Origin of the sequence: Trebonia sp. (assembly GCF_030042015.1) — a bacterium.
GTDB lineage: Bacteria > Actinomycetota > Actinomycetes > Streptosporangiales > Streptosporangiaceae > Trebonia.
In genome coordinates this window covers 15118-35826 of the sequence record NZ_JASIAL010000331.1, presented here as the reverse complement: position 1 = coordinate 35826, position 20709 = coordinate 15118, and the positions used below count along the sequence as shown (strand labels likewise).

21 protein-coding genes are annotated in these 20709 nt (G+C 68.6%); 15 read left to right on the top strand and 6 right to left on the bottom strand.

Translation table 11 applies throughout. From position 1 onward, the window contains the following. From Q1N79_RS17915 to Q1N79_RS17885, 7 genes are all read left to right on the top strand, one after another. Positions 1 to 497 (top strand): nuclear transport factor 2 family protein (locus Q1N79_RS17915; RefSeq protein WP_300610317.1); only part of this gene is annotated, 497 nt, incomplete at its 5' end. 54 nt (positions 498 to 551) lie between these two features. Continuing rightward, positions 552 to 3299: a branched-chain amino acid ABC transporter permease/ATP-binding protein gene (locus Q1N79_RS17910; RefSeq protein WP_300610315.1), complete on the top strand. Its 2748-nt coding sequence runs from the start codon at positions 552 to 554 to the stop codon at positions 3297 to 3299. Further along, a complete protein-coding gene (locus Q1N79_RS17905; protein WP_300610314.1) occupies positions 3296 to 4096 on the top strand; it encodes an ABC transporter ATP-binding protein in 801 nt (266 codons plus the stop codon). The genes Q1N79_RS17910 and Q1N79_RS17905 overlap by 4 nt, the downstream gene beginning before the upstream one ends. Next, positions 4093 to 4455: a hypothetical protein gene (locus tag Q1N79_RS17900; protein ID WP_300610313.1), complete on the top strand. Its 363-nt coding sequence runs from the start codon at positions 4093 to 4095 to the stop codon at positions 4453 to 4455. Before Q1N79_RS17905 ends, Q1N79_RS17900 begins: the two co-directional genes overlap by 4 nt. 29 nt (positions 4456 to 4484) lie before the next feature. Next, positions 4485 to 5711, top strand: coding sequence for an acyl-CoA dehydrogenase family protein (locus tag Q1N79_RS17895; RefSeq protein ID WP_300610311.1), 1227 nt, complete (start codon positions 4485 to 4487; stop codon positions 5709 to 5711). 74 nt (positions 5712 to 5785) lie between these two features. Then, positions 5786 to 6277 (top strand): VOC family protein, encoded by a 492-nt coding sequence (locus Q1N79_RS17890; RefSeq protein ID WP_300610309.1) that lies wholly within the window; start codon positions 5786 to 5788, stop codon positions 6275 to 6277. 49 nt (positions 6278 to 6326) lie between these two features. Next, positions 6327 to 6839: a nuclear transport factor 2 family protein gene (locus Q1N79_RS17885; protein ID WP_300610308.1), complete on the top strand. Its 513-nt coding sequence runs from the start codon at positions 6327 to 6329 to the stop codon at positions 6837 to 6839. On the opposite strand, the gene Q1N79_RS17880 is transcribed toward Q1N79_RS17885, so the two are convergent. From Q1N79_RS17880 to Q1N79_RS17870, 3 genes are all read right to left on the bottom strand, one after another. Further along, the gene (locus tag Q1N79_RS17880) at positions 6781 to 7350 is read right to left on the bottom strand and encodes a TetR/AcrR family transcriptional regulator (RefSeq protein ID WP_300610307.1); all 570 of its coding nucleotides are present in this window, start codon (positions 7348 to 7350) and stop codon (positions 6781 to 6783) included. The two genes, Q1N79_RS17885 and Q1N79_RS17880, sit on opposite strands and share 59 nt — an antisense overlap. Before the next feature lie 292 nt (positions 7351 to 7642). Further along, a complete protein-coding gene (locus Q1N79_RS17875; protein WP_300610305.1) occupies positions 7643 to 8857 on the bottom strand; it encodes an acetyl-CoA C-acetyltransferase in 1215 nt (404 codons plus the stop codon). A gap of 26 nt (positions 8858 to 8883) precedes the next feature. Then, positions 8884 to 10065 (bottom strand): acyl-CoA dehydrogenase family protein, encoded by a 1182-nt coding sequence (locus tag Q1N79_RS17870; RefSeq protein ID WP_300610302.1) that lies wholly within the window; start codon positions 10063 to 10065, stop codon positions 8884 to 8886. 171 nt (positions 10066 to 10236) lie between these two features. Between Q1N79_RS17870 and Q1N79_RS17865 the strand changes: the two genes are divergently transcribed. From Q1N79_RS17865 to Q1N79_RS17835, 7 genes are all read left to right on the top strand, one after another. Continuing rightward, positions 10237 to 11286 (top strand): LLM class F420-dependent oxidoreductase, encoded by a 1050-nt coding sequence (locus Q1N79_RS17865; RefSeq protein WP_367185092.1) that lies wholly within the window; start codon positions 10237 to 10239, stop codon positions 11284 to 11286. A 30-nt stretch (positions 11287 to 11316) separates the two neighbouring features. Further along, on the top strand, positions 11317 to 12078 hold the full coding sequence (gene fabG, locus Q1N79_RS17860) for a 3-oxoacyl-ACP reductase FabG (RefSeq protein ID WP_300610300.1): 762 nt from the start codon (positions 11317 to 11319) through the stop codon (positions 12076 to 12078). A 17-nt stretch (positions 12079 to 12095) separates the two neighbouring features. After that, on the top strand, positions 12096 to 13064 hold the full coding sequence (locus Q1N79_RS17855) for a CoA ester lyase (RefSeq protein ID WP_300610298.1): 969 nt from the start codon (positions 12096 to 12098) through the stop codon (positions 13062 to 13064). Positions 13065 to 13069: 5 nt separating this feature from the next. After that, positions 13070 to 13573 (top strand): MaoC family dehydratase, encoded by a 504-nt coding sequence (locus Q1N79_RS17850; protein ID WP_300610319.1) that lies wholly within the window; start codon positions 13070 to 13072, stop codon positions 13571 to 13573. Between the two features lie 32 nt (positions 13574 to 13605). After that, positions 13606 to 14808 carry an acyl-CoA dehydrogenase family protein gene (locus Q1N79_RS17845; protein ID WP_300610295.1) on the top strand — a complete coding sequence of 401 codons (1203 nt, stop codon included), beginning with the start codon at positions 13606 to 13608 and terminating at the stop codon, positions 14806 to 14808. Between the two features lie 23 nt (positions 14809 to 14831). After that, positions 14832 to 16046 (top strand): thiolase family protein, encoded by a 1215-nt coding sequence (locus tag Q1N79_RS17840; RefSeq protein WP_300610292.1) that lies wholly within the window; start codon positions 14832 to 14834, stop codon positions 16044 to 16046. A gap of 85 nt (positions 16047 to 16131) precedes the next feature. Beyond that, complete coding sequence (locus tag Q1N79_RS17835) at positions 16132 to 16638, top strand: ATP-binding protein (RefSeq protein ID WP_300610289.1); 507 nt, start codon at positions 16132 to 16134, stop codon at positions 16636 to 16638. A gap of 18 nt (positions 16639 to 16656) precedes the next feature. On the opposite strand, the gene Q1N79_RS17830 is transcribed toward Q1N79_RS17835, so the two are convergent. Then, on the bottom strand, positions 16657 to 17172 hold the full coding sequence (locus tag Q1N79_RS17830) for a hypothetical protein (protein WP_300610286.1): 516 nt from the start codon (positions 17170 to 17172) through the stop codon (positions 16657 to 16659). Between the two features lie 150 nt (positions 17173 to 17322). Between Q1N79_RS17830 and Q1N79_RS17825 the strand changes: the two genes are divergently transcribed. Then, entirely contained in the window at positions 17323 to 19434 is a 2112-nt protein-coding gene (locus tag Q1N79_RS17825) for a molybdopterin dinucleotide binding domain-containing protein (RefSeq protein WP_300610283.1), read from the top strand. Here the strand turns inward: Q1N79_RS17825 and Q1N79_RS17820 are convergent. Further along, positions 19376 to 19819, bottom strand: coding sequence for a nuclear transport factor 2 family protein (locus tag Q1N79_RS17820; RefSeq protein WP_300610280.1), 444 nt, complete (start codon positions 19817 to 19819; stop codon positions 19376 to 19378). The genes Q1N79_RS17825 and Q1N79_RS17820 overlap by 59 nt on opposite strands. Next, a complete protein-coding gene (locus Q1N79_RS17815; RefSeq protein WP_300610277.1) occupies positions 19816 to 20709 on the bottom strand; it encodes an NAD(P)-dependent oxidoreductase in 894 nt (297 codons plus the stop codon). Before Q1N79_RS17815 ends, Q1N79_RS17820 begins: the two co-directional genes overlap by 4 nt.

Here is a 20709-nt window from a genome sequence, read left to right as displayed (position 1 = left end):
TCGAGGACATCCAGGCTATCGAGGATGTGATGTCGGCGTGGCACATGGGGTGCAACGGCGGCTATGACGGGATCCGGACGCACAAGGTGGACGAGCTGGTCGAGCTGTTCTCCGAGGACGGCAGCATCGATGCCGGGTCGGTGACGGCGCGCGCGGTGCCGCACGGCAAGGCCGAGCTGCGGGCCTACCTGGAGAAGTTCGCCGGTGACGGGTCGCTGATCCCGCGGGCGTTCCAGATGACGTTCAACCACGTGACCAAGGTCGACGGGGATGTCGCCACCCAGCGCTCGGAGGCCATCGCGATGCTGGTGATGCGCGGTGAGCCGGTGATGAACATGGGCATCTACAACAACGATTTCGTCCGCACCGGGCAGGGCTGGAAGCTGCGGACGATCCGGCTGAGGCTGACCGTGACGATCCCGGTGCAGGCCATTGTGGTGACCGAGGACCGGCCGGACTTCCTGGACAGCGGCTTCGAGAAGACCGACGTTGCGTGACCTTCCGCGCGTGCCGGCGGACCGGGCAGACAATCCGATCGAGGACGGCGAAAGATGTCCGTAATCCTGCCCTATATCATCCTTGGCCTGACGTCAGGCTCGGTCTACGGCATGGCTGGCGTCGGCCTGGTGGTGACCTACAAGACGTCCGGCGTGTTCAATTTCGCGTTCGGCGCGGTCGGCACCCTGGCCGCCTACGTCTTCTATATCCTGAACGTCGAACACGGCGTACCATGGCCCGTCGCCGGGCTGGCGGCAGTCGTCCTGCTGGGCTTCGTCCTTGGTGTCGGATTCGAGATCCTCGCGCGCGAACTCGCGCGCCAGGCACTTGCCATACGCATCGTGGCGACGATCGGCCTGGTGCTGTTTATCCAGGGCATCTTCGAGGTCTTCTACGGCAACGACTCGCTCACGTTCCCGACATTCCTGCCATCCACCTCGTACGAAATCTTCGGCGCCTACGTCACCCTCAACCAGATCATCGTCACGGTTATCGGGCTCGCCGCCACTCTCGGACTTTATGTCTTCTTCCGGACGGCCCGTCTCGGCATCGCGATGCGGGCCGTTGTGGATGATCCCAACCTGCTGGACATCGCAGGAACGAAGCCGCGCACGGTTCGCCGGTGGGCGTGGATCATAGGCTCGGTTTTCGCCCTGATGTCGGGCATCCTCCTCGCCCAGGACGTGACCCTGGACCCGGTCGTCATGACAGGCCTTGTGGCCCAGGCGTTCGCCGCGGCGGCGATAGGGGCGTTTTCCAGCCTGCCGCTGACCTATGCGGGCGGCCTGGCGATCGGCGTGGCCGCCTCGGTGCTTACCAAGTACGTTCCGTCTGAAGGCATCCTCGCCAGCCTGCCCGCGAACCTGCCATTTCTCGTTTTGTTCGTGATCCTGCTCGTGCTGCCCCGCCGTCGCCTGAGTACCCGCATGCAGAGCATCCCGCTGCCTTCGCCGAGCTGGCGCGCACCGCTGCGCGTGCAGCTGCTCTTCGGCGCGGTCGTGCTCGCCGGGCTCCTCCTCGTTCCCCGGTTCGCCGGCGTCAACATCGGCCAGTGGACGGCCGTATCGGCCACCACGGTGCTGTTCTTGTCTCTGGGGCTGCTCGTCAAGACGTCTGGTCAGGTATCGCTGGCCACGGCTGGCTTCGCGGCGATCGGCGCGGCGGCGTTCTCGAAGCTCACCGTGACGGCCGGCGTGCCCTGGCTGCTCGCCCTGCTGATCGCGGGCCTGATCGCCGTCCCGGTCGGCGCCGTGATCGCGACTCCCGCGATCAGGCTGTCGGGTCTTTACCTCGCCCTGGCGACGTTCGGATTCGGCACGCTGCTCGCGGACATGTTCTACAACACCAGCTGGATGTTCGGAGCAAGCGGTCAAGGCGCGACGATGCCCGCGCCGTATCTGAGTTGGCTGGCGGTCGGCTCCGACACCGGCTACTACTACGTGACGCTCGCGATCACGGTGGTACTCACGATAGCCGTCCTGCTTATCCTCAACGGCCGGCTGGGACGCCTGCTGCGCGCGCTGGGTGACTCGCCACGGGCGCTGTCGATGGGCGGCACCAGCGTGATCACCACCCAGATCCTGGTGTTCTGCGTCTGCGCATTCCTGGCCGCCATCGCCGGGGCGCTGTTCGGCGTGTCGATCAACGTGGTGGACGGGACCTCATTCACGCCGACGCAGTCGCTGCTGTACCTCGCGCTTGTTCTCCTCGCTGTCGGCGGCGCGCCCTGGTACGCGCTGGTGCAGGCCATGTTCGTCATCCTCATCCCTGCCTACGTGCAGGGCACGAATGTCGACTACTACCTGCAGATTCTCTTCGGTGTCTTCGCGATCTCGCTGGCCTTCCAGCCCGCCGAACGGCACGCCCCGCAGTGGTTCGTCGACTACTGCGAGGCGCTCGGACGTCTGCTGGGGTCGAAGCGGAAACGGGAGGTACGGCCGAGCGACGAGGAGATGGGTGTCATCCGGACGCCGGTTCCCGCGCAGTCGGCCGGGTTGCAGGTGCGCGGGCTGCGCGTGCAGTTTGGCGGCTTGGTGGCGCTCGACGGTCTCGCTTTGCAGGCGCCTGCCGGAAAGATCACCGGTCTCATCGGCCCGAACGGCGCGGGCAAGACCACCGCCTTCGACGCCATCTGCGGCCTCAACTCGCCGGGCAGCGGCCAGGTCGAGTTGCATGGCCGTTCAATAACCGGCAGTTCACCGCCGACGCGGGCCAGGTTCGGGCTTGGCCGCACTTTCCAGCAGATGCAGTTGTACGACTCGCTCACCGTGCTGGAGAACGTCAGCCTCGGCCGGGAGGCGGCCTGCGCGGGCTGGAACCCGCTACGGCACCTGTTCAGCGTCGGTCGCGAGAAGACCCAGACCCGTGCCGCCGCTTGGGCGGCCATGCAGGCGTGCGAGATCACTCACCTCGCCCAGAATTCCGTCGGCGGGCTATCGACCGGACAGCGCCGGCTGGTCGAATTCGCGCGCTGCCTGGCCGGACCGTTCACCATGCTGCTGCTCGACGAGCCGTCGTCAGGCCTGGACGGCAACGAGACGCGCATGTTCGGCGAAGTCCTGCGCAATGCAGTGCGCGACCGGGGAGTCGGCGTGCTACTCGTGGAGCACGACATGTCGCTTGTCATGAGCGTGTGCGAGCGGGTGTACGTGCTCGATTTCGGCAAGCTCGTGTTCGAGGGCTCACCCTCGGAGGTAGCCGCGTCGCCGCTGGTCCGCGCGGCGTATCTAGGATCCGCCGTCGGCGGGCTCGCTCCGGTCGGGGAACGCGTCGGCGTGCCGCTTGGGGGCGAGCCCAAATGAGCGCGACCGTGCCGGTTCTCGAACTCAGCGGCGTCGTCAGCGGCTATGGCGCTGTGACGGTCCTGCGCGAGGTGGACCTGTCCGTCGGGCCGGGTGAGGTCGTCGCGCTGCTCGGCCCGAACGGGGCAGGCAAGACCTCACTGCTCCGGGCCGCCTCGGGGCTGATCCGCGTCCAGTCGGGCGAGGTGCGGATAGCCGGCGCGACTGTCACCAAGGCCTCACCCAGTGAGCGGGCGCGCCGCGGGCTGTGCCTCATTCCCGAAGGGCGAGGCATCTTCCGCAACCTTTCGGTCAAAGAGAACCTGCGGATGTGTACCCCCAGTTGGGTGCGCGGGCAGCGAATGGACGCCGTGTTCGCGGCATTCCCGTTCCTCAAGGATCGGCAAAAGCAGCTCGCGGGCACGTTGTCAGGCGGCGAGCAGCAAATGCTCGCGCTCTCGCGCACCGTCCTCGCCGAGCCCGCCATCGTGCTCGTCGACGAAGTGTCCATGGGGCTCGCTCCGATCGTCGTGGACGTGATCTTCGACGCGCTGCGCACCCTCGCCCAGGGCGGTATCGCTCTTCTCGTGGTCGAGCAGTACGTCGATCGCGCGCTGGCCATGGCCGATCGCTGCTACCTGATCAAGAAGGGCCAGATCGTCTATGCTGGCTCGGCATCGGAGCTCAAGGGCAGCGTGGTGCTGAGCGAGTACCTCGGGCAGACACCCGAGACCTCCGCCCAACTGGGCCACCGGGGCCTGGCGCTGGCCCACCCGCCCGATCACAAGACGCCACGATTTCTGGAGGGACCCCGGTGACAGTCGGAGCCATTTTCACGTTTCGCATCCGCCCCGAGGACGACGCGGCAATGGAGCAAATCATGCGCGACATATTCGACGCGATGGCTGCCGAGGAATTCCCCACCGGGCAGGTGGACACGTACACCGCGTACCGGGATCCCGCGGAACCGGGTCGCTGGTACATGTTCGAGCAGTTCTCTGACGAGGGCGCGGCGGTGCACGCTAAAGGCCCGCTGGTGTACCCGCCCGGCCAGCGCCTGGCTGCCATGTGCGTCGAGCCCTATCAGCGCATCGTCCTTTCACCGGTCCTCACCTCGGGTTGCGGTGAACCGATTGGCACGATTCGTGACCAGTTTGAGCCGAAGGGCTCCGCGTGACGAACTTACCGTCCCCACGGAGGGCACTCATGGATTTCCGACAGTCGCAGCGCGCGCAACGGTTGCGCGGCGAGCTTGCCGAGTTCATGGATTCCGAGGTATTGCCTGCGGAGCCGGTCTACGCCGGGCAGCGCCGCGCACTGGCGAACACGGATTCGCCGAACTCACTGCCGCCCGTCGTCGAGGAGCTCAAGGCCAAGGCGCGGGCCCGCGGGTTGTGGAACCTCTTCCTGCCTGCTGTCTCCGGCCTGACGAACGTCGAGTACGCGACGCTTGCCGAGCTGACCGGCTGGTCCGTGGAGATCGCGCCCGAGGCGCTCAACTGCTCGGCACCTGACACGGGAAACATGGAAGTACTGGAGATGTTCGGCAGTCCCGGCCAGAAGAAGCGGTGGCTGGAGCCCCTTCTCCAGGGACGCATTCGCTCGGGATTCGCGATGACCGAGCCCGGCGTCGCCTCGTCGGACGCGAACAACATCGCCACGCGCATCGACAGAGACGGCGGCGAGTACGTCATTAACGGCCAGAAATGGTGGACCACGGGTGTCGCGGATCCCCGGTGCGAGATCCTCATCGTGATGGGCAAGACCGATCCCGGCGCCCCGCGGCACAGGCAGCAGTCGATGGTCCTGGTCCCGATCTCGACTCCGGGCGTCGAAGTCGTGCGCATCCTGCCCGTCTTCGGCTATCTGGACCAGCACGGCCACGGCGAGATCCGGTTCGACAACGTGCGCGTGCCGGCCGCCAACCTCATCCACGAGGAAGGTTCGGGTTTCGCGATCGCGCAGGCCCGGCTGGGTCCCGGCCGCATCCATCACTGCATGCGCGCGATCGGGATGGGTGAGCGGGCGGTCAAGCTGGCCTGCTGCCGCGCGCGGGAACGGGTCCCCTTCGGCCGGCCGATCGCCGAACACGACATGTTCCAGGCTGAACTGGCCGAACATCGCATGGCGCTGGATCAGGCCAGGCTGCTCGTCCTGCACACCGCCTGGCTCATCGACGAGGCGGGCACCCGCGAGGCCAAAGCTCAGATCGCGGCGATCAAAGTGGTCGCCCCGCGGGCTGCCGTGGCGGCGATCGACTGGGCGATCCAGGTTCACGGCGCGGCCGGAGTCAGCGCCGATACCCCGCTGGCGGAGATGTGGGCGTACGCGCGGACGTTGCGGATCGCCGACGGCCCTGACACGGTTCACGTCAAGTCGGTGGGGCTGGCCGAGCTGAAGAAGTACCCGGTCGCAGGCATACGCCCGGCTTGACCGTTGCACCAATAGATACTATTATTGACGTCGGTATCATATTGCGGAATGCCGCTTACTGCCGGAGGTTCGACATGGGGAAGCTGCGTCACGTCGCTATCAAATGTGACGATGTGGGCAAGGCAGCCAAGTTCTACAAGGACGTCTTCGACATGACTGAAATGTCGCGCATCGATGTCGAGGAAACCGGCGAGGCCGCTGTCTACCTCAGCGACGGCACGATGAACCTGGCCCTTATCAAGATCACGCGGCCGGAGTTCCCCAATTACACCCCCGAAGGCCTCAATCACATCGGCTTCGTCGTCACCGACGTTCCTGAGACCGTCCAGAAGGCCCTCGACTCCGGGGCGACGGTCGCGCTGCCCGGCGACCAGATCCGTCCGGGAGAGGACTGGGAGTTCAAGATGGTCTCCCCGGACGGGGTGGCGCTCGACCTGTACGACGTCAACGGCCGCGGATGGCCGGGGATTTCCTCGCTAGAGGAGCTCGGGGTGTCGGGCAGAACGGTGGCCGACGCGCATCTGGCTGGCCGCTCGATCAGCGAGTCCGCGCGCCCGGCGGGATGACGGGCGGCCGCCGGGAGCCCCGCGACGTGGCGCCGCGCCCACCGTTGGCATGAGCGAGCTGAGTGAACTCCGCAGCGCGGTCGCGGACCTGCGCGCGCGCGAAGAAATCCGGGAGCTGCTGCATCGCTACGGCTTCGCCGCCGACATCGGCGACGCGCTGGCGTGGTCGCGCGTATTCGCGGCCGATGGCGTCTACGACGGCGTTGACGGGCAGCTAGCCGGCCGCGACCAGTTCTACCGGGCGCTCGATGACCCCGACGGCACGCACAAACGCGACATAGAGAGCCGCGGCAGCCTGCATACGGTCGGCGGCCTGACCATCCGGGTCGACGGCTGGCAGGCCTGGGCCGAGGGACACGCCCTCGTCTGGGTGCGTGCCGAGGAGGGGTACCGGGTCTACAGCCTGACGTACAACCACTGGGACCTGCGGCGCACATCCGACTCGTGGGAGATCACCCGCCGGGTGAGCCGGCCAGTCGCCCCGGGCAGCGCCCGGAGCGTCTTCACGGCGTGGGCCCGCTATCCGGGCGGATACCCAGGGCATTCGCCCACAGACGGGTGAGCTGCGCCACCGCGTGCTCCATTTCGTAATCCCCGCCTTGCAGGAGCCACATCTCAGCGAATTTGGCGACCATGCCGCCGAGCGCGTTGGCCGCGTACCACGGGTCGATCAGCTTGTCGGCTGCCCCAGAGCTCTGCAGTCTCTCGATCGCGGCCTGCAGTCGACGGGCGAACTCGTCGTCGCGGCGCTTGCGCACCTCACGCACGGCGGAGTCGTAGCGCGACACCTCTTCGATCACGCGCATGATCGCCGCTTCGGCACGGTAGGCGCTCAGATAACGGCGGTTGGCTGCTTCAATTCGCTGCACAGGAGTGTGATCAGTCCCAGTAACGGCGTCGAGCGTGAGCAGGCTTACCTCTTGTTCTTCGGCGACGACACGGAAGATTTCTTCCTTAGAGTCGAAATAGTGATAAAACGAGCCATGGGATACCTCGGCGCCGCTCGCGATATCCGTAATGCGAGCATTGAGGAACCCGTCTCTCTCGAAGACCTGTTTGGCGGACGCGATCAAGCGGGCACGGGTACGGATACCCTTAGCGGATAGGCGTCGGCTCTCATCGGCCTCTTCACAAGTGGCTGTACTCACGATGCTGCACGCAACCCTCCACTACGGTAACCATCGGATCACATTGTAGTTCATTTTAAACCGACGTCGACGACAACAAACCAGGAACCTTGCGACCGCGAACGCGGGTGCCGCAGGGGAGCTGCGCGGCTCGGGAAGCCTTATTCTGCTCGCATCGGCAGGTGAACGAACGGGAATCGCGCATTCCGCTTCCCCGGCCGGCCCGGGCGCTCTGCTCTCATGCGGCGACTCGCTCGAAGATCGCGGCGAGGCCCTGGCCGCCGCCGATGCACATCGTCTCCAGCCCGTACCGAGCCTGCCGCCTGTGCATCTCCCTGGCAAGGGTGGTCAGGATGCGCGTCCCGGTCGCGCCGACCGGATGGCCCAGCGAAATTCCCGAGCCGTGCACGTTGAGACGCTCGAAGTCGGCCGCGCCGAACCCCCACTCCCTGGTACAGGCGAGCACCTGGGCAGCGAAGGCCTCGTTGAGCTCGATCAGGTCGATCTCGGACAACTTCAGCCCGGCACGCTCCAGCGCGGCACGGCTCGCGGGGACGGGTCCGATACCCATCGTCTTTGGCGGCACGCCGGAAACCGCCCAGGAAACGAGGCGGACGAGGGGCCGCAGCCCCAGCGCCTCGGCACGCTCCGGGTGCGTGACGACGCACACGGCGGCCGCGTCGTTCTGCCCGCTGGCGTTGCCCGCGGTGACGGTGGCCTCGGGGTCCCGCTGGCCCAGCACGGGGCGCAGCCCGGCCAGCGCTTCGAGGGAGGCGTCGGCGCGCGGGTGCTCGTCGGTGTCGATGACCTCCTCGCCCCCGCGGGTCCTGACAGTGACAGGGACGATCTCCTCGGCGAACACCCCGGACCGCTGTGCGGCGACCGCCCGCTGGTGCGAGACGAGGGCGAGCTCGTCCTGCTCGGCACGGGATATGGCGTACTCGCGCCGCAGGTTCTCGGCCGTCTCCAGCATGCCGTCAGGAACCGGATAGTACCGCCCGCCCGCGGTGGCACGGCCGCGCGCGAGCCCGTCGTGCAGGGTTATCCCTGGGCCGGTGACGCCCCAGCGCAGCTGCGTCGAGTAGAACGGGACGTTGCTCATGCTCTCGGCGCCGCCCGCGACCACGAGCTCGTGCACGCCGGTGCTCACCTGCATGCCCGCCTGGAGCACCGCCTGCAGCCCGGAGCCGCAGCGCCGGTCGACCTGCATGCCGGGCACCGTCACCGGCAGGCCCGCGTTGAGCGCGACCACGCGGCCGATCGCGGGCGCTTCGCTGCTTGGGTAGCAGTGCCCGAGCACCACGTCCTCGATGGCCGCCTGGTCGAGCCCAGTCCGGTCAAGCAGGCCGCGCACGGCTACCTCGCCGAGCTCCGCGGCACTGAGCGATTTCAGGGCTCCTCCGTACCGGCCGATCGGGGTACGGACCGGTTCGCAGATCACGACCTCACGCATGGTGCCAGCCTTCCTTAACGCTGCCGCTAGATGGGTGTGCCGGCGCTGGAAGCCAGCCGGTCACGGACCAGGGAACCGCCGATGATCAGGCGCTGGATCTCGCTCGTTCCCTCATACAGCCGCAGCAGCCTGACATCGCGGTAGATCCGTTCGACCGGGACCTCGCGCATGTACCCGGTGCCGCCGTGCACCTGCACCGCGAGATCAGCCACGTGGCCGGCCATCTCGGTGCAGAAGAGCTTGGCCGCCGACGGCATGACCCGCCGGTCGGCGCCGCTGTCGTAGGCGGCCGCGGCGTCACGGACTAGGGCGCGTCCCGCGGCGACGCCGGTGTACTGGTCGGCAAGCATGGCCTGCACGAGCTGGTATTCCCCGACCCGGACCCCGCCTTGCGTGCTGGCCGCCGCGTACGCGACCGACTCGTCGAGCGCGCGCTGGGCGCAGCCGACGGCGAGCGCCGCGATGTGGACGCGTCCGCGGGCCAGTGACGTCATCGCCGCCCGGTAGCCGATTTCCTCGTCGCCACCGACGAGCGCGGTTTCTCCGACACGGACCGAGTCGAGGATGACGTCGGCGGTCCAGGCGCCCTCCTGGCCCATTTTCGCGTCCTTGGGCCCGACGCTGAGTCCTGGCGTGCCGCCGGGCACGAGGAACACGGCGATGCCGGGGCCGTGCTGGCTAGGTTCGCGGGTGCGCGCGAACACCACGAACAGGTCTGCGAGCGGGGCATTGGTGATGAAGCGCTTGCGCCCGTCGAGTACCCAGCCGCGATCATCGGGGCGGGCGCGGGTGCGCAGGCCGGCGGGGTTTGAGCCAGCGCCAGGTTCGGTAAGGGCGAATGAGGCGACGACGTCGCCGGAGGCGATGCGCTCAAGCCACTGCTTCTTCTGCTCTTGCGTACCGAAGTTGACCAGCACCTGGCCCGCGATGCCGTTGTTGGTGCCGAACATCGACCGCAGCGCGAGCGTGGTGTATCCGAACTCCATCGCGAGCTCGACGTCCTGCCGCAGGTTCAGCCCGAGGCCGCCCCATTCCGCGGGTATCGCGTATCCGAACAGGCCCATCCGAGCCGCGGTGGTCCGCAGATCGTCGGGCATGCGGTCCGCGGCCATGATCTCGTTCTCGCGCGGGACGACGTCGTCGCGAACGAAACGCCGCACCTGGTCATGGACGTACGAGAAGTCGTCGTCGCTGACCGTCGCGCTCATATCCCTCCAGTCTCCGACCGTTTGTGACGCGTGTCCAATGCGGGGCGGACGGCTCTGGTCCCGGGCCGAGCGGCCCGGCCGCGACCGTCCGCGCCACCGACTTGACGGATCCGCCGACACAAAATAAATTTGACGTCGGAGTCAAATATATCACGATCGTGCGACCGAGTGATGAGTGATGCGATGAGGCTGGCGGCGATGATCCCCCACACCGCGGATCCGCGGTCAGCGGCCCAGCTCGCGCGTTCGTACGAGGAAGCCGGCGTCGACGTGCTGGCCGTGCCGGAGGCGTACGGCTTTGACGCGGTCAGCTGGCTCGGCTACCTCGCCGCCGTAACAGAGCGGGCCCAGCTCATGGCGCAGATCCTGCCGATTTACTCGCGGACGCCGGCGCTCACTGCCATGACCGCGGCCGGGCTGGATCACCTCACGGGCGGGCGCTTCGTCCTGGGCCTCGGAACCAGCGGCCCGCAGGTCGTGGAGGGATGGCACGGTGTCCCGTACCACGCGCCGCTCGGCCGCACCAGGGAGACCATCGACATCTGCCGGACCGTCTGGCGTCGCGAACGCCTGGACTACCCCGGCGCCCATTACCGGATTCCCCTGCCGCCCGCTATGGGGACAGGCCTGGGCAAGCCGCTCAAGCTGATCGATCGTCCGATCCAGTCGGCGATCCCCATTTACCTGGCCGCGCTGGGACCCGCCAACGTTGAGCTGGCCGCCACCGTAGCCGAGGGCTGGGTTCCGTTCCTTTACATCCCGGAGCGGGCGAGCGCGGTGTGGGATGAGGCGCTTTCCCGGGGGCGCGCGAAGCGCGACAGACAGCTCGGTCCGCTGGAAATCGTCGCCGGGGGCCCCATGGCGATCGGTGCCGACGTGACCCGCCTGCGCGGCCGCGATCGTGACCACCTGGCTCTCTATGTGGGAGGCATGGGCGCGCGCGGGCAGAACTTCTACAACCTGCTCGTCCAGCGGTACGGCTTCGGGATGGAGGCCGCGCAGGTCCAGGACCTTTACCTGGCGGGCCGGCGAGAAGAGGCCGCGGCACGGCTGCCGGACGAGTTGCTTGAGGGAACGTCGCTGATCGGCGACGAGGGTTACATCCGGGACCGGCTGGGCGCATTCCGCGACCAGGGCGTGACCGTGCTGCAGGTTGAACCCATCGGCGAGGATCCGCTTGCCGACGTGCGACGGTTGCGGGCGATCCTCGACAGCATCTGACCGGGACGCCGAGATGTCGGGAGAGATGAGATGACTGATCCCACAGGCCGGGTGGCCATCGTGACTGGCGCCGCCCGGGGCATCGGCGCGGCGACCGCCCGTCGGCTGGCCGCGGACGGCTTCGCGGTCGCGGTCCTCGACCTGGACGAGTCCACCGCCAAAGAGACCGTCAACGGCATCGTGGCCGCGGGCGGTCGCGTACTGGCAGTGGGCGCGGACGTGTCCGACGCCGGGCAAGTCGAGGCGGCTGTCGCCCGGGTCGCCGCTGAGCTCGGCGCCCCGACGGTCCTGGTCAACAACGCCGGGGTGACCCGCGACAACCTGCTGTTCAAGATGACGGACGCGGACTGGGACACGGTGCTGAACGTGCATCTGCGCGGCGCGTTCCTCATGAGCCGGGCGGTCCAGCGGCACATGGTGGCGGCGTCGTGGGGGCGGATCGTGAACCTCTCAAGCACGTCGGCGCTCGGCAACCGCGGGCAGGCGAACTACTCGGCCGCCAAGGCAGGCCTGCAGGGCTTTACCAAAACCCTGGCCATCGAGCTGGGCCGGTTCGGGATCACGGTCAACAGCATCGCCCCGGGCTTCATCCAGACTGACATGACCCGGGCGACGGCACAGCGGGTCGGGCAGGACTGGGAGCGGTTCGTGGCCGACCGGGTCGCTCAGATCCCCGTTGCCCGGGCTGGCGTGCCGGCCGATATCGCACACGCCGTCTCCTTCTTCGTCAGTGACGGCGCGGGATTCGTCTCCGGACAGGTGCTCTACGTGGCCGGCGGCCCGCGAGCGTAGATGAGGTGACCCGACAAATGACGACCGTAGCCGCCGGACGGTTGCGCCCTCGCCGATCGTGCCTGGCCGTGCCGGGCAGCAACCCGCGCTTCCTGGAGAAGGCGCAGGGCCTGCCGTCCGATCAGGTGTTCTTGGACCTGGAGGACGCCTGCGCGCCGCTGGTGAAGGAGCGCGCCAGGCACATGATCGTGGACGCGCTGAACAACGGAGACTGGGGCGGCAAGATCCGCGTGGTGCGGGTCAATGACTGGACAACCCACTGGACGTACCGGGACGTGGTCACGGTGGTCGAGGAGGCGGGTCCCAACCTCGACTGCGTCATGCTGCCGAAGGTGGCCGACGCCGCGCAGGTGACGGCGCTCGACCTGCTGCTGACGCAGATCGAGAAGACGATGGGCTTCGAGGTCGGCCGTATCGGCATCGAGGCGCAGATCGAGACCGCCGCCGGGCTGGAGCATGTGGGCGCGATCGCGGCGTCCTCGTCGCGGCTGGAGACCATCGTCTTCGGCCCCGCCGATTTCATGGCGTCGATCGGCATGCGGTCGCTGGTGGTGGGCGAGCAGCCCGCCGGGTACGCGGCGGATGCCTACCACTACATCCTCATGCGGATCCTGATGGCGGCCCGTGCGCATGATCTGCAGGCAATCGACGGTCCCTATCTCCAGGTTCGCGACGCCGATGGGTTCGGTGCCGTGGCCCGCCGGTCCGCCGCCCTGGGATACGACGGCAAGTGGGTGCTGCACCCGGACCAGATCGCTGCCGCCAACGAGATCTTCTCGCCCTCGCAGGACGACTACGACCACGCGGAGCTGATCCTGGACGCCTACGACTGGTGCACGTCGGCGGCGGGCGGCGCCCGGGGGTCGGCGATGCTCGGAGACGAGATGATCGACGAGGCCTCCAGGAAGATGGCAGTGGTGATCGCGGGCAAGGGCCGGGCGGCGGGCCTGCGGCGCACGTCCGTGTTCGAGCCTCCGCAGGGGTGAGCGCGATGCGGTTCGGGCGCACGTACGAGGAGTTCGAGGTCGGGGCGGTCTACCGGCACTGGCCGGGGAAGACGGTCACCGAATACGACGATCACCTCTTCTGCCTGCTGACAATGAACCATCACCCGCTGCACCTGGATGCGCACTACGCGGAGCAGGCCACCGAGTTCGGTAGGAACGTGGTGGTAGGCAATTACATCTACTCGCTGCTGCTGGGCATGTCGGTGCCGGACGTCTCAGGCCAGGCGATCGCGAACCTGGAGGTCGAGTCGCTCAAGCACGTGGCGCCGACCTTCCACGGCGACACGGTCTACGGCGAGACCAGCGTGCTCGGCAAGTGGCTGTCGAAGTCCAAGAGCGACCGGGGCGTCGTCGAGGTGGAAACCCGCGGCTACAAGCAGGACGGCACGCTGGTGTGCGTGTTCCGCCGCAAGGTGCTGGTGCCGGCTCGGTCCTACGTCGCCAAGCGCGGCGGGGAGCAGCCAGGCCGCCCAGAAACAGCCCGCTGAGCTCTTGGTGACCAGCAGAATGGAGCCTGGACATGCGACGCCTGGCACAGACCGACGGCCTGACCGAGTTCGAGCAGGAGATCCTCGCCGCCGTCAGGGACTTCGCGGAAAAAGAGATCATCCCGGTCGCGACCGAGCTCGAGCACAAGGACGAGTACCCCGTCCAGATCGTCGAGGGGATGAAGAAACTCGGCCTGTTCGGGCTGACCATCCCCGAGGAATACGGCGGCCTCGGGGCCTCGCTGCTGCTCTACGCCCTGGCGGTGGAGGAGATCGCCCGCGGCTGGATGTCGGTGTCCGGCATCATCAACACCCACTTCATCGTCGCGCACATGATTGCCCGCTATGGCACTCAGGAGCAGAAAGACCACTTCCTGCCCAAGATGGCCAGCGGCGACGTCCGCGGCGCCTTCTCGATGTCCGAGCCCGGCCTGGGCTCGGACGTGTCGGCGATCCGCACCACTGCCGTGCGCGACGGTGCGGAGTTCGTCATCAACGGCCAGAAAATGTGGCTCACCAACGGAGGCACCGCCAACCTCGTGGCCGTGCTGTGCCGCACCGACGAGGGCCATGCGGTCCCGCACCGGAACATGACCACGTTCCTGATCGAGAAACAGCCAGGCTACGGCCCCAACCCGACGGTGCCGGGCCTGACCGTGCCCGGGAAGATCGCCAAGATGGGCTACAAGGGCGTCGACACCACCGAGCTCATCCTCGACGGGGTCCGCGTCCCCGCCAGCCGGATCCTCGGCGGAATCACCGGCCAGGGCTTCTACCAGATGATGGACGGCGTCGAGGTCGGCCGGGTGAACGTCGCGGCGCGCGGCTGCGGGGTCGCCCTGCGCGCGTTCGAACTCGCGATCGCCTACGCGCAGCAGCGGCACGCCTTCGGCAAGCCGATCGCCGGCCACCAGGCGATCGCCTTCAAGCTGGCCGAGATGGCCACCCTGGTCGAGGCCGCCCACCAGATGATGGTGCTGGCCGCCCGGCGCAAGGACTCCGGCCACCGCAACGACCTCGAGGCCGGCATGGCCAAATACCTCGCTTCCGAGTACGGCAAGCAGGTCGTGGAAGACTCCTTCCGCATCCACGGCGGCTACGGCTACTCCACCGAATACGAGATCGAGCGCCTGTACCGGGAAGCCCCCATGCTGCTCATCGGCGAAGGCACCGCGGAAATCCAGAAAATGATCATCGGGCGCCGCCTCCTCGAGGACTACCGCATCCTCGGCTAACCAGTGATTGAGAAAGGCGTCACATGAGTGCAGCAGTCATCGTCGATATCGTTCGCACCGCCACCGGCAAGCGCTACGGCGGCCTGTCCGGCTGGCATCCCGTCGACCTGCTGGCGAGCACCTTCGAGGCCCTGGCGCGGCGGACGGGGATCGACCCCGCCGTCATTGACGACGTGATCGTCGGATGCGTGAACCAGGTCGGCGCTCAGGCGCTGAACGTGGGGCGGTCGGCCGTGCTCGCTGCCGGATGGCCGGAGACGATTCCGGCGACCACCATCGACCGCCAGTGCGGCTCATCCCAGCAGGCCGCGCACTTCGCGGCGCAGGCGGTCATGTCTGGCGCGTGCGACGTGGTGATCGCCGGGGGCGTGGAGGTGATGAGCAAGGTGCCGCTGCGCGCTTCCACCTCGGATCCGGAGTACGGCGCGCCGTTCGGGCCGCGCGCGGACCAGCGCTACGCCGGCCAGGAGCATTTCGGGGTCCGGGGCAGGATCAGCCAGGGCCTGTCGGCGGAGCTGATCGCCCGGCGGTGGGGCATCTCGCGGGCCGAATGCGACGCGTTCAGCGTTCGCAGCCATGAACTGGCCGCGAAGGCCACCGCGGACGGGCGATTCGCCGCCGAGATCGTCCCGCTCCCGGCCCGCCGGCTGGACCGTGCGACCGGTGCGGTCATCCCGGACGAGGGGCACACCGTCGAGCGCGACGAGGGGATCCGGCCGGGGAGCACGGTGGATGCGCTCGCCGGGCTGAAGCCGTCGTTCACGCCTGGGGGGCTGCTCACCGCCGGGAACAGCTCGCAGATCAGCGACGGCGCGTCCGCGATGCTCGTCATGTCCGCCGAGCGCGCCCGCGACCTCCGGCTGCGGCCGCGGGCCCGGTTTCTTGGGTTCGCGGTCGCCGGGGTGGATCCGATCACGATGCTGACTGGGCCGATTCCCGCGACGGCAAAGATCCTGCAGCGGACCGGGCTGGGCCTGGACGACATCGACGTGTTCGAGGTCAACGAGGCGTTCGCGCCGGTCGTCCTGGCCTGGCTCAAGGAGCACCCCGCCGACCCGGCACGGGTGAACCCGAACGGCGGCGCGATCGCCCTGGGGCACCCGCTCGGGGCGTCGGGCGGTCGGCTCATGGCCACGATGCTCGGAGAGCTCGAGCGCACGCAGGGACGCTACGGCCTGCAGACGATGTGTGAAGGCGGCGGCATGGCCAACGCCACCATCATCGAACGCCTCGGGTAAGCCGGTCCCGCGCCGAAGCTGTCGAAGGTCAGCCATCGCGGAAGTTCGAGCCGAGGACGCGATCGTCGTGTGGGAGGTGATGACGGTGAACCAGCGGCGACAGCCGCCGCCGGTGGCCAGGGTCGACCCTGAGGCCGGGCCCGGGCGCCCGCGTGTGGTCCGGATGCCCGCCGACTGGTGGGAGTCACCGACGGCGGTGCGCTGCCCGCTGGGCCGCGGGCCGCAGTCCGCGCGGGCGGCGCGCCGGCTGACCAAGGACACGCTGCGTGCCTGGGGACTGACGCCGCTCGCCGAGGACGCGGAGATCATCGTCGGGGAACTCGCCGCCAACGCGATCACGCACGCGGCGCCGCCGGCCGGTGCTCTCAAGTCCGCCGGGGAGCACCTGGGCCTGCGCCTGCTGCGGCGCCCCGACGAGGTGATCTGCGCGGTGCTTGACCCCAGCGAAAGGGCACCGGTGCTGAAAGCTCCCGGTAGCGCCTGTGCGGCCGGTCTTGGCCTGCAGATCGTGGACGCGCTGAGCGATGTGTGGGGGTGGAGCCCGGTGCCGGGCCGCGGCAAGGTGGTCTGGGCGATCCTGTTCGCCGCCTGACCCATGCCGTCCTTGCTGCTATCCGAGCTGTGAGCTCGCCGGCCGGGCTGCCTTCGCGGCCAGCTCGCTGACGCGGTGGATGGCGCTGTCCACCGTCGCCTGGTCGAGCTGGTCAGCCAGTGTCGCGCCGCCAGCCTCGCGGAGCATTTCCGGCAGCCGCGACCGAAGCCGTCCGAGCGCCCATTCGAATGGATCGCCGTCGGCTGCGGGATCGATCTCGTTGACGACCTGATGCTCCTCGTTCGGATGCACGTAGTGATAGTGGGGACCGTTCCTGAAGCAATCGAAGCGCAGGTACTCCAGCTGGTCATCGCTGCCGAACACGTGAATGCTCGGCCCGCCGTCGTCAAGTGAGTTGACGCGGTCGGCCATGGCGGCAATGTGCTCTTCGTCCGGACGGCCGTGGTAGAAGGCGTGGACGAGTGCCGGATTCAGCTCCCGCATCTCCAAGCCGAACGTCACCGCTCCCGCGGGCACCCGCACCGTGTTCTGCTCGATCGGCGCGATCGGCTTCATGTAGTAGGTCGTCCCCACGGCACGTGCTCCTTTCACCGGCCACCACCTGGAGTCGGGCCTTGATTGCCCGCCGCAGTTGACCAGGCGGCCGATTCTTATTATCGTTGACGTCAATATTATATCCACTGGAACCGGGTGGAGTCGTTCGGTGCGGGCGAGGTGCAGTCGGTGAGCGATCCGGTCCCGGCTGCGGCCGAACATCGCAGCGTCTGCCGGATCTGCACTGCGCAGTGCGGGCTGCTGGTGGCCGTCGCGGACAGCCGGATCGCAGGGGTCCGCGGCGACGCCGAACACCCGGCATCGCACGGCTACACCTGCCCCAAGGGCCGGGCGCTGGCCGACTTTCACCATGGGCCGCGGCGGCTGACCCGGCCGCGCCTTCGCGGCAAGGACGCCTCGTGGCCGGCGGTCCTTGACGACCTCGCCGCCGCCTTCGCTGACGTGCGGGCGCGTCAGGGCACCGATGCCGTGGGTGTGTACAGCTCGATGGGGGCGGCGTTCGAGAGCGCCGGCCTGCTGGTGCAGCACCGCTTGTTCGGCGCCCTCAATGTCCGGCAGCGGTACAGCGCACTGATGTACGACTGCGGGCCCCTGCTGCGTGCCGCCGAGATGGTTGGCGGCGCGGCCTGGGAGCTCAACCCGTCCTGGGTCCCCGAGGCCGACTCCCCGCGGTTTGTGCTGTTCATCGGCTGCAACCCGGTAGTGTCGCACGGCTACCAGACCAACCTGCCCGAGCCGCGGGCCCGGATGCGCGCGTTCCAGCGGCGGGGCGGGCGGATCTGGGTGCTCGACGCCCGGCGCACCGAGACCGCCGACCTTGCCGACCGCGCTCTGATCGTGCGGCCCGGGTCGGATGCCTATGTGCTCGCCTACCTGACGGCGCAGCTGCTGACCGAGGGCTACGACGCCCATGAGCTGGCGGCCTACTGCCGGGCCGACGAGCTGGACCGGCTGCGGGCCGCCCTGGCGCCGTTCGACGCCGAGCTGGCGGCCCGCGCCTCAGGGCTGCCGGCGGCCGAGTTGCGCGCACTGGCGGACGCGGTCAGGAACGCGGGGCAGCCGGCCATTCTCACCGGGACGGGCGTCCAATTCGGCCCGCACGCCCTCGTGGCCGAGTGGCTGCGGCTGGTCATCCTGGTAGTGACCGGATCCATCGACCGCGCGGGCGGCATGTGGGTGCCGCCCGGGTGGATCATCCCGTTCGACCGCCGGACAAGCAGGTCCTACGGCAGTGCCGAAGGCGACGACGGGCCCGGGCCCGAGTCCCGTCCCGACCTGCGGCAGCTGCTCGGGGAGTACCCCGCGGTGGCGATGGCGGACCAGATCGAGCAAGGCTACCTGCGCGGACTGTTCATCGCCGGCGGCAACCCGCTGACGGCCGGCCCGGAACCGGACCGCCTGCGCGCCGCGATCGCGGAGCTGGACTTCCTGGCGGTCACCGACGTCGCCGACAACGAGGTGACAGCGCTGGCCACGCACGTGCTACCGGTGCCGGCCATGCTCGAGCGTTCGGACGTGGTCCGGAACAAGAGCCACACCTGCTACGCTCCGGCGGTCATCCCCCCGCCGGCCGGAACCCGGCCGGCCTGGTGGGTGTGGGCCCAGCTGGCGGGCCGGCTCGGCGTCGAGGTCCTCGGCGGCGTGCCCGTCGACGAGTGCTCAGACGAGCTGCTCAACCGGCAGCTGCTTGCGCACAGCCGAGGTGGCGCGGACGCGCTGATCGCGGCCGGCCCGCACGGGCTGGGGATGCCGCGCGAACCCGGCTGGTTCCACGACGCCCTGCCCGAGGGACGCTGGCGGCTCGCGCCACGGGAACTGCTCGGCCGACTCGGTCGGCTGGCCGACTGCGCCGACCCCCCCGACGCCCTGATCTTCGTGTCCCGGCGCGTGATCTCGGCCCACAACTCGGTGCGGTACGCGCGAGACCAGCGCGGCAACAGCGCCGCGCGCGCGGGCCTGGAGGTCGGTGACGCCGTGGCGGTGAGCGTGCATCCGGACGACGCGGCCGCGCGCGGCATCAGCGACGGGGCCGCGGTGACCGTGCGGAGCCGGAGCGGCTCGGTCGTCGCCACCGCCCGGGTCGACGAGCGCGCCGCCCGGGGGACGGTCTCGCTGACCCACGGATCGCGGACGCCCAACGCCGCCGCGCTGATCGACCCGCGAGTCGACCCGCTCACCGGTCAGCCGGTGTTCAGCGGCTTCCCGGTTGAGGTCGATGTCGTCACGCCGTCCCCGGGGCAAAGTCGTCGACTCGCAGACGCGTCAGCTTCATCGTCTTGATGCGCCACTCGTCGCCCGGCCGCTCGTAGGTTTCGTGATAGTGCCCGTAGCCGTGCCTGACGCGGCCATCGGGAAATCGCAAGATGTCCTCCATCGGCCAGATACCGCGCGCGCTGACCGGAGAAATCAGCGAGATCTCGGGCGTATGGCCGTGGTGCACGGTGACCGCGTCCCGCAAGTGGGCCGCGACATACTTGACGAGCGCGTCGGCACCCACGAGTTCTTCCTCCCGGAACTGGAACCGGACGTCGTCAGCGAACAATTCGCGCCACAGATCCCATTGCTGGGTGTCGAGGAACCGGAAGTACCGGGCCTTCAGCTCGGTGATCGCGTGAATGTGCGCGAGCCGCTCGAGGCAACCGCGAACATCCGGCTCGCTCGTCACTGCGATCCATCCGGGGTGACTGACTGCGGGTGCGGCGTCCCCGGCGGGTGGCCCCGTTCGAGCGACACCCGCACGATCTGCATGCTCGCGCCGAAGTCCCGTTCCATGTCGATCCCGCGGGAGTGCGCGACCTCCAGGAACAGGCGCACGTCCTTCTTGAGCACGTTGCGCGCGTACTCAAGCCCCTTCGCGTGGTCGAGCGGACGGAACGCGATCTCGGCCGTCGCCCGCTGGCGGAGCACGTCGCTGGAGCCAGAACAGGACGGCAGGATGGCGGCCGCCACGTTCTTGTCGATGCCGAGCAGATCGAGCAGGTGCTCGGTGTCGAGGGCGGTGACACAGTGGGCGGCGTAGAAGAAGTTGTTCAGCAGCTTCGTCGCCTCCCCGGCGCCCAGCGGGCCGAGCCGCTCCACGGTCGTCGCCATGTTGAGCAGCAGCGGGCGGACCCGCTGCAACGTTTCGGGCCGGTCGCAGCCGACGGGCATCGTCAGCGTTCCGTCGCGCGATCGCTGCGGCCCGCCGGTGACCGGCGCGTCGATGAGCTCGACCCCGCGACGGCCGGCGAGGTCGGCCATCTCCCGGCAGGTGTCCGGGTGCACGGTGCTGTGAATGACGATCACGCTGCCCGCCGCCAAGCCGTCGATCACGCCCTGGCCGACCAGCACGTCGCGCACCTGCGCGTCGTCGACCACGACCACGAGGAGGACATCGATGTTCTCCGCGAGCTCACGGCCGCTCTCGTAATGGCGCGCGCCCAGCGCCGAGAACTCGGCCACCACCTCGGGACGACGGGCGATGAACCCGAGAGGTATCCCCGCGGCGATCAGCCTGCGGGCCATGGGAGCACCTTGGTCCCCGAGGCCGATGATGCCAATCCGATCTTCGCCCAC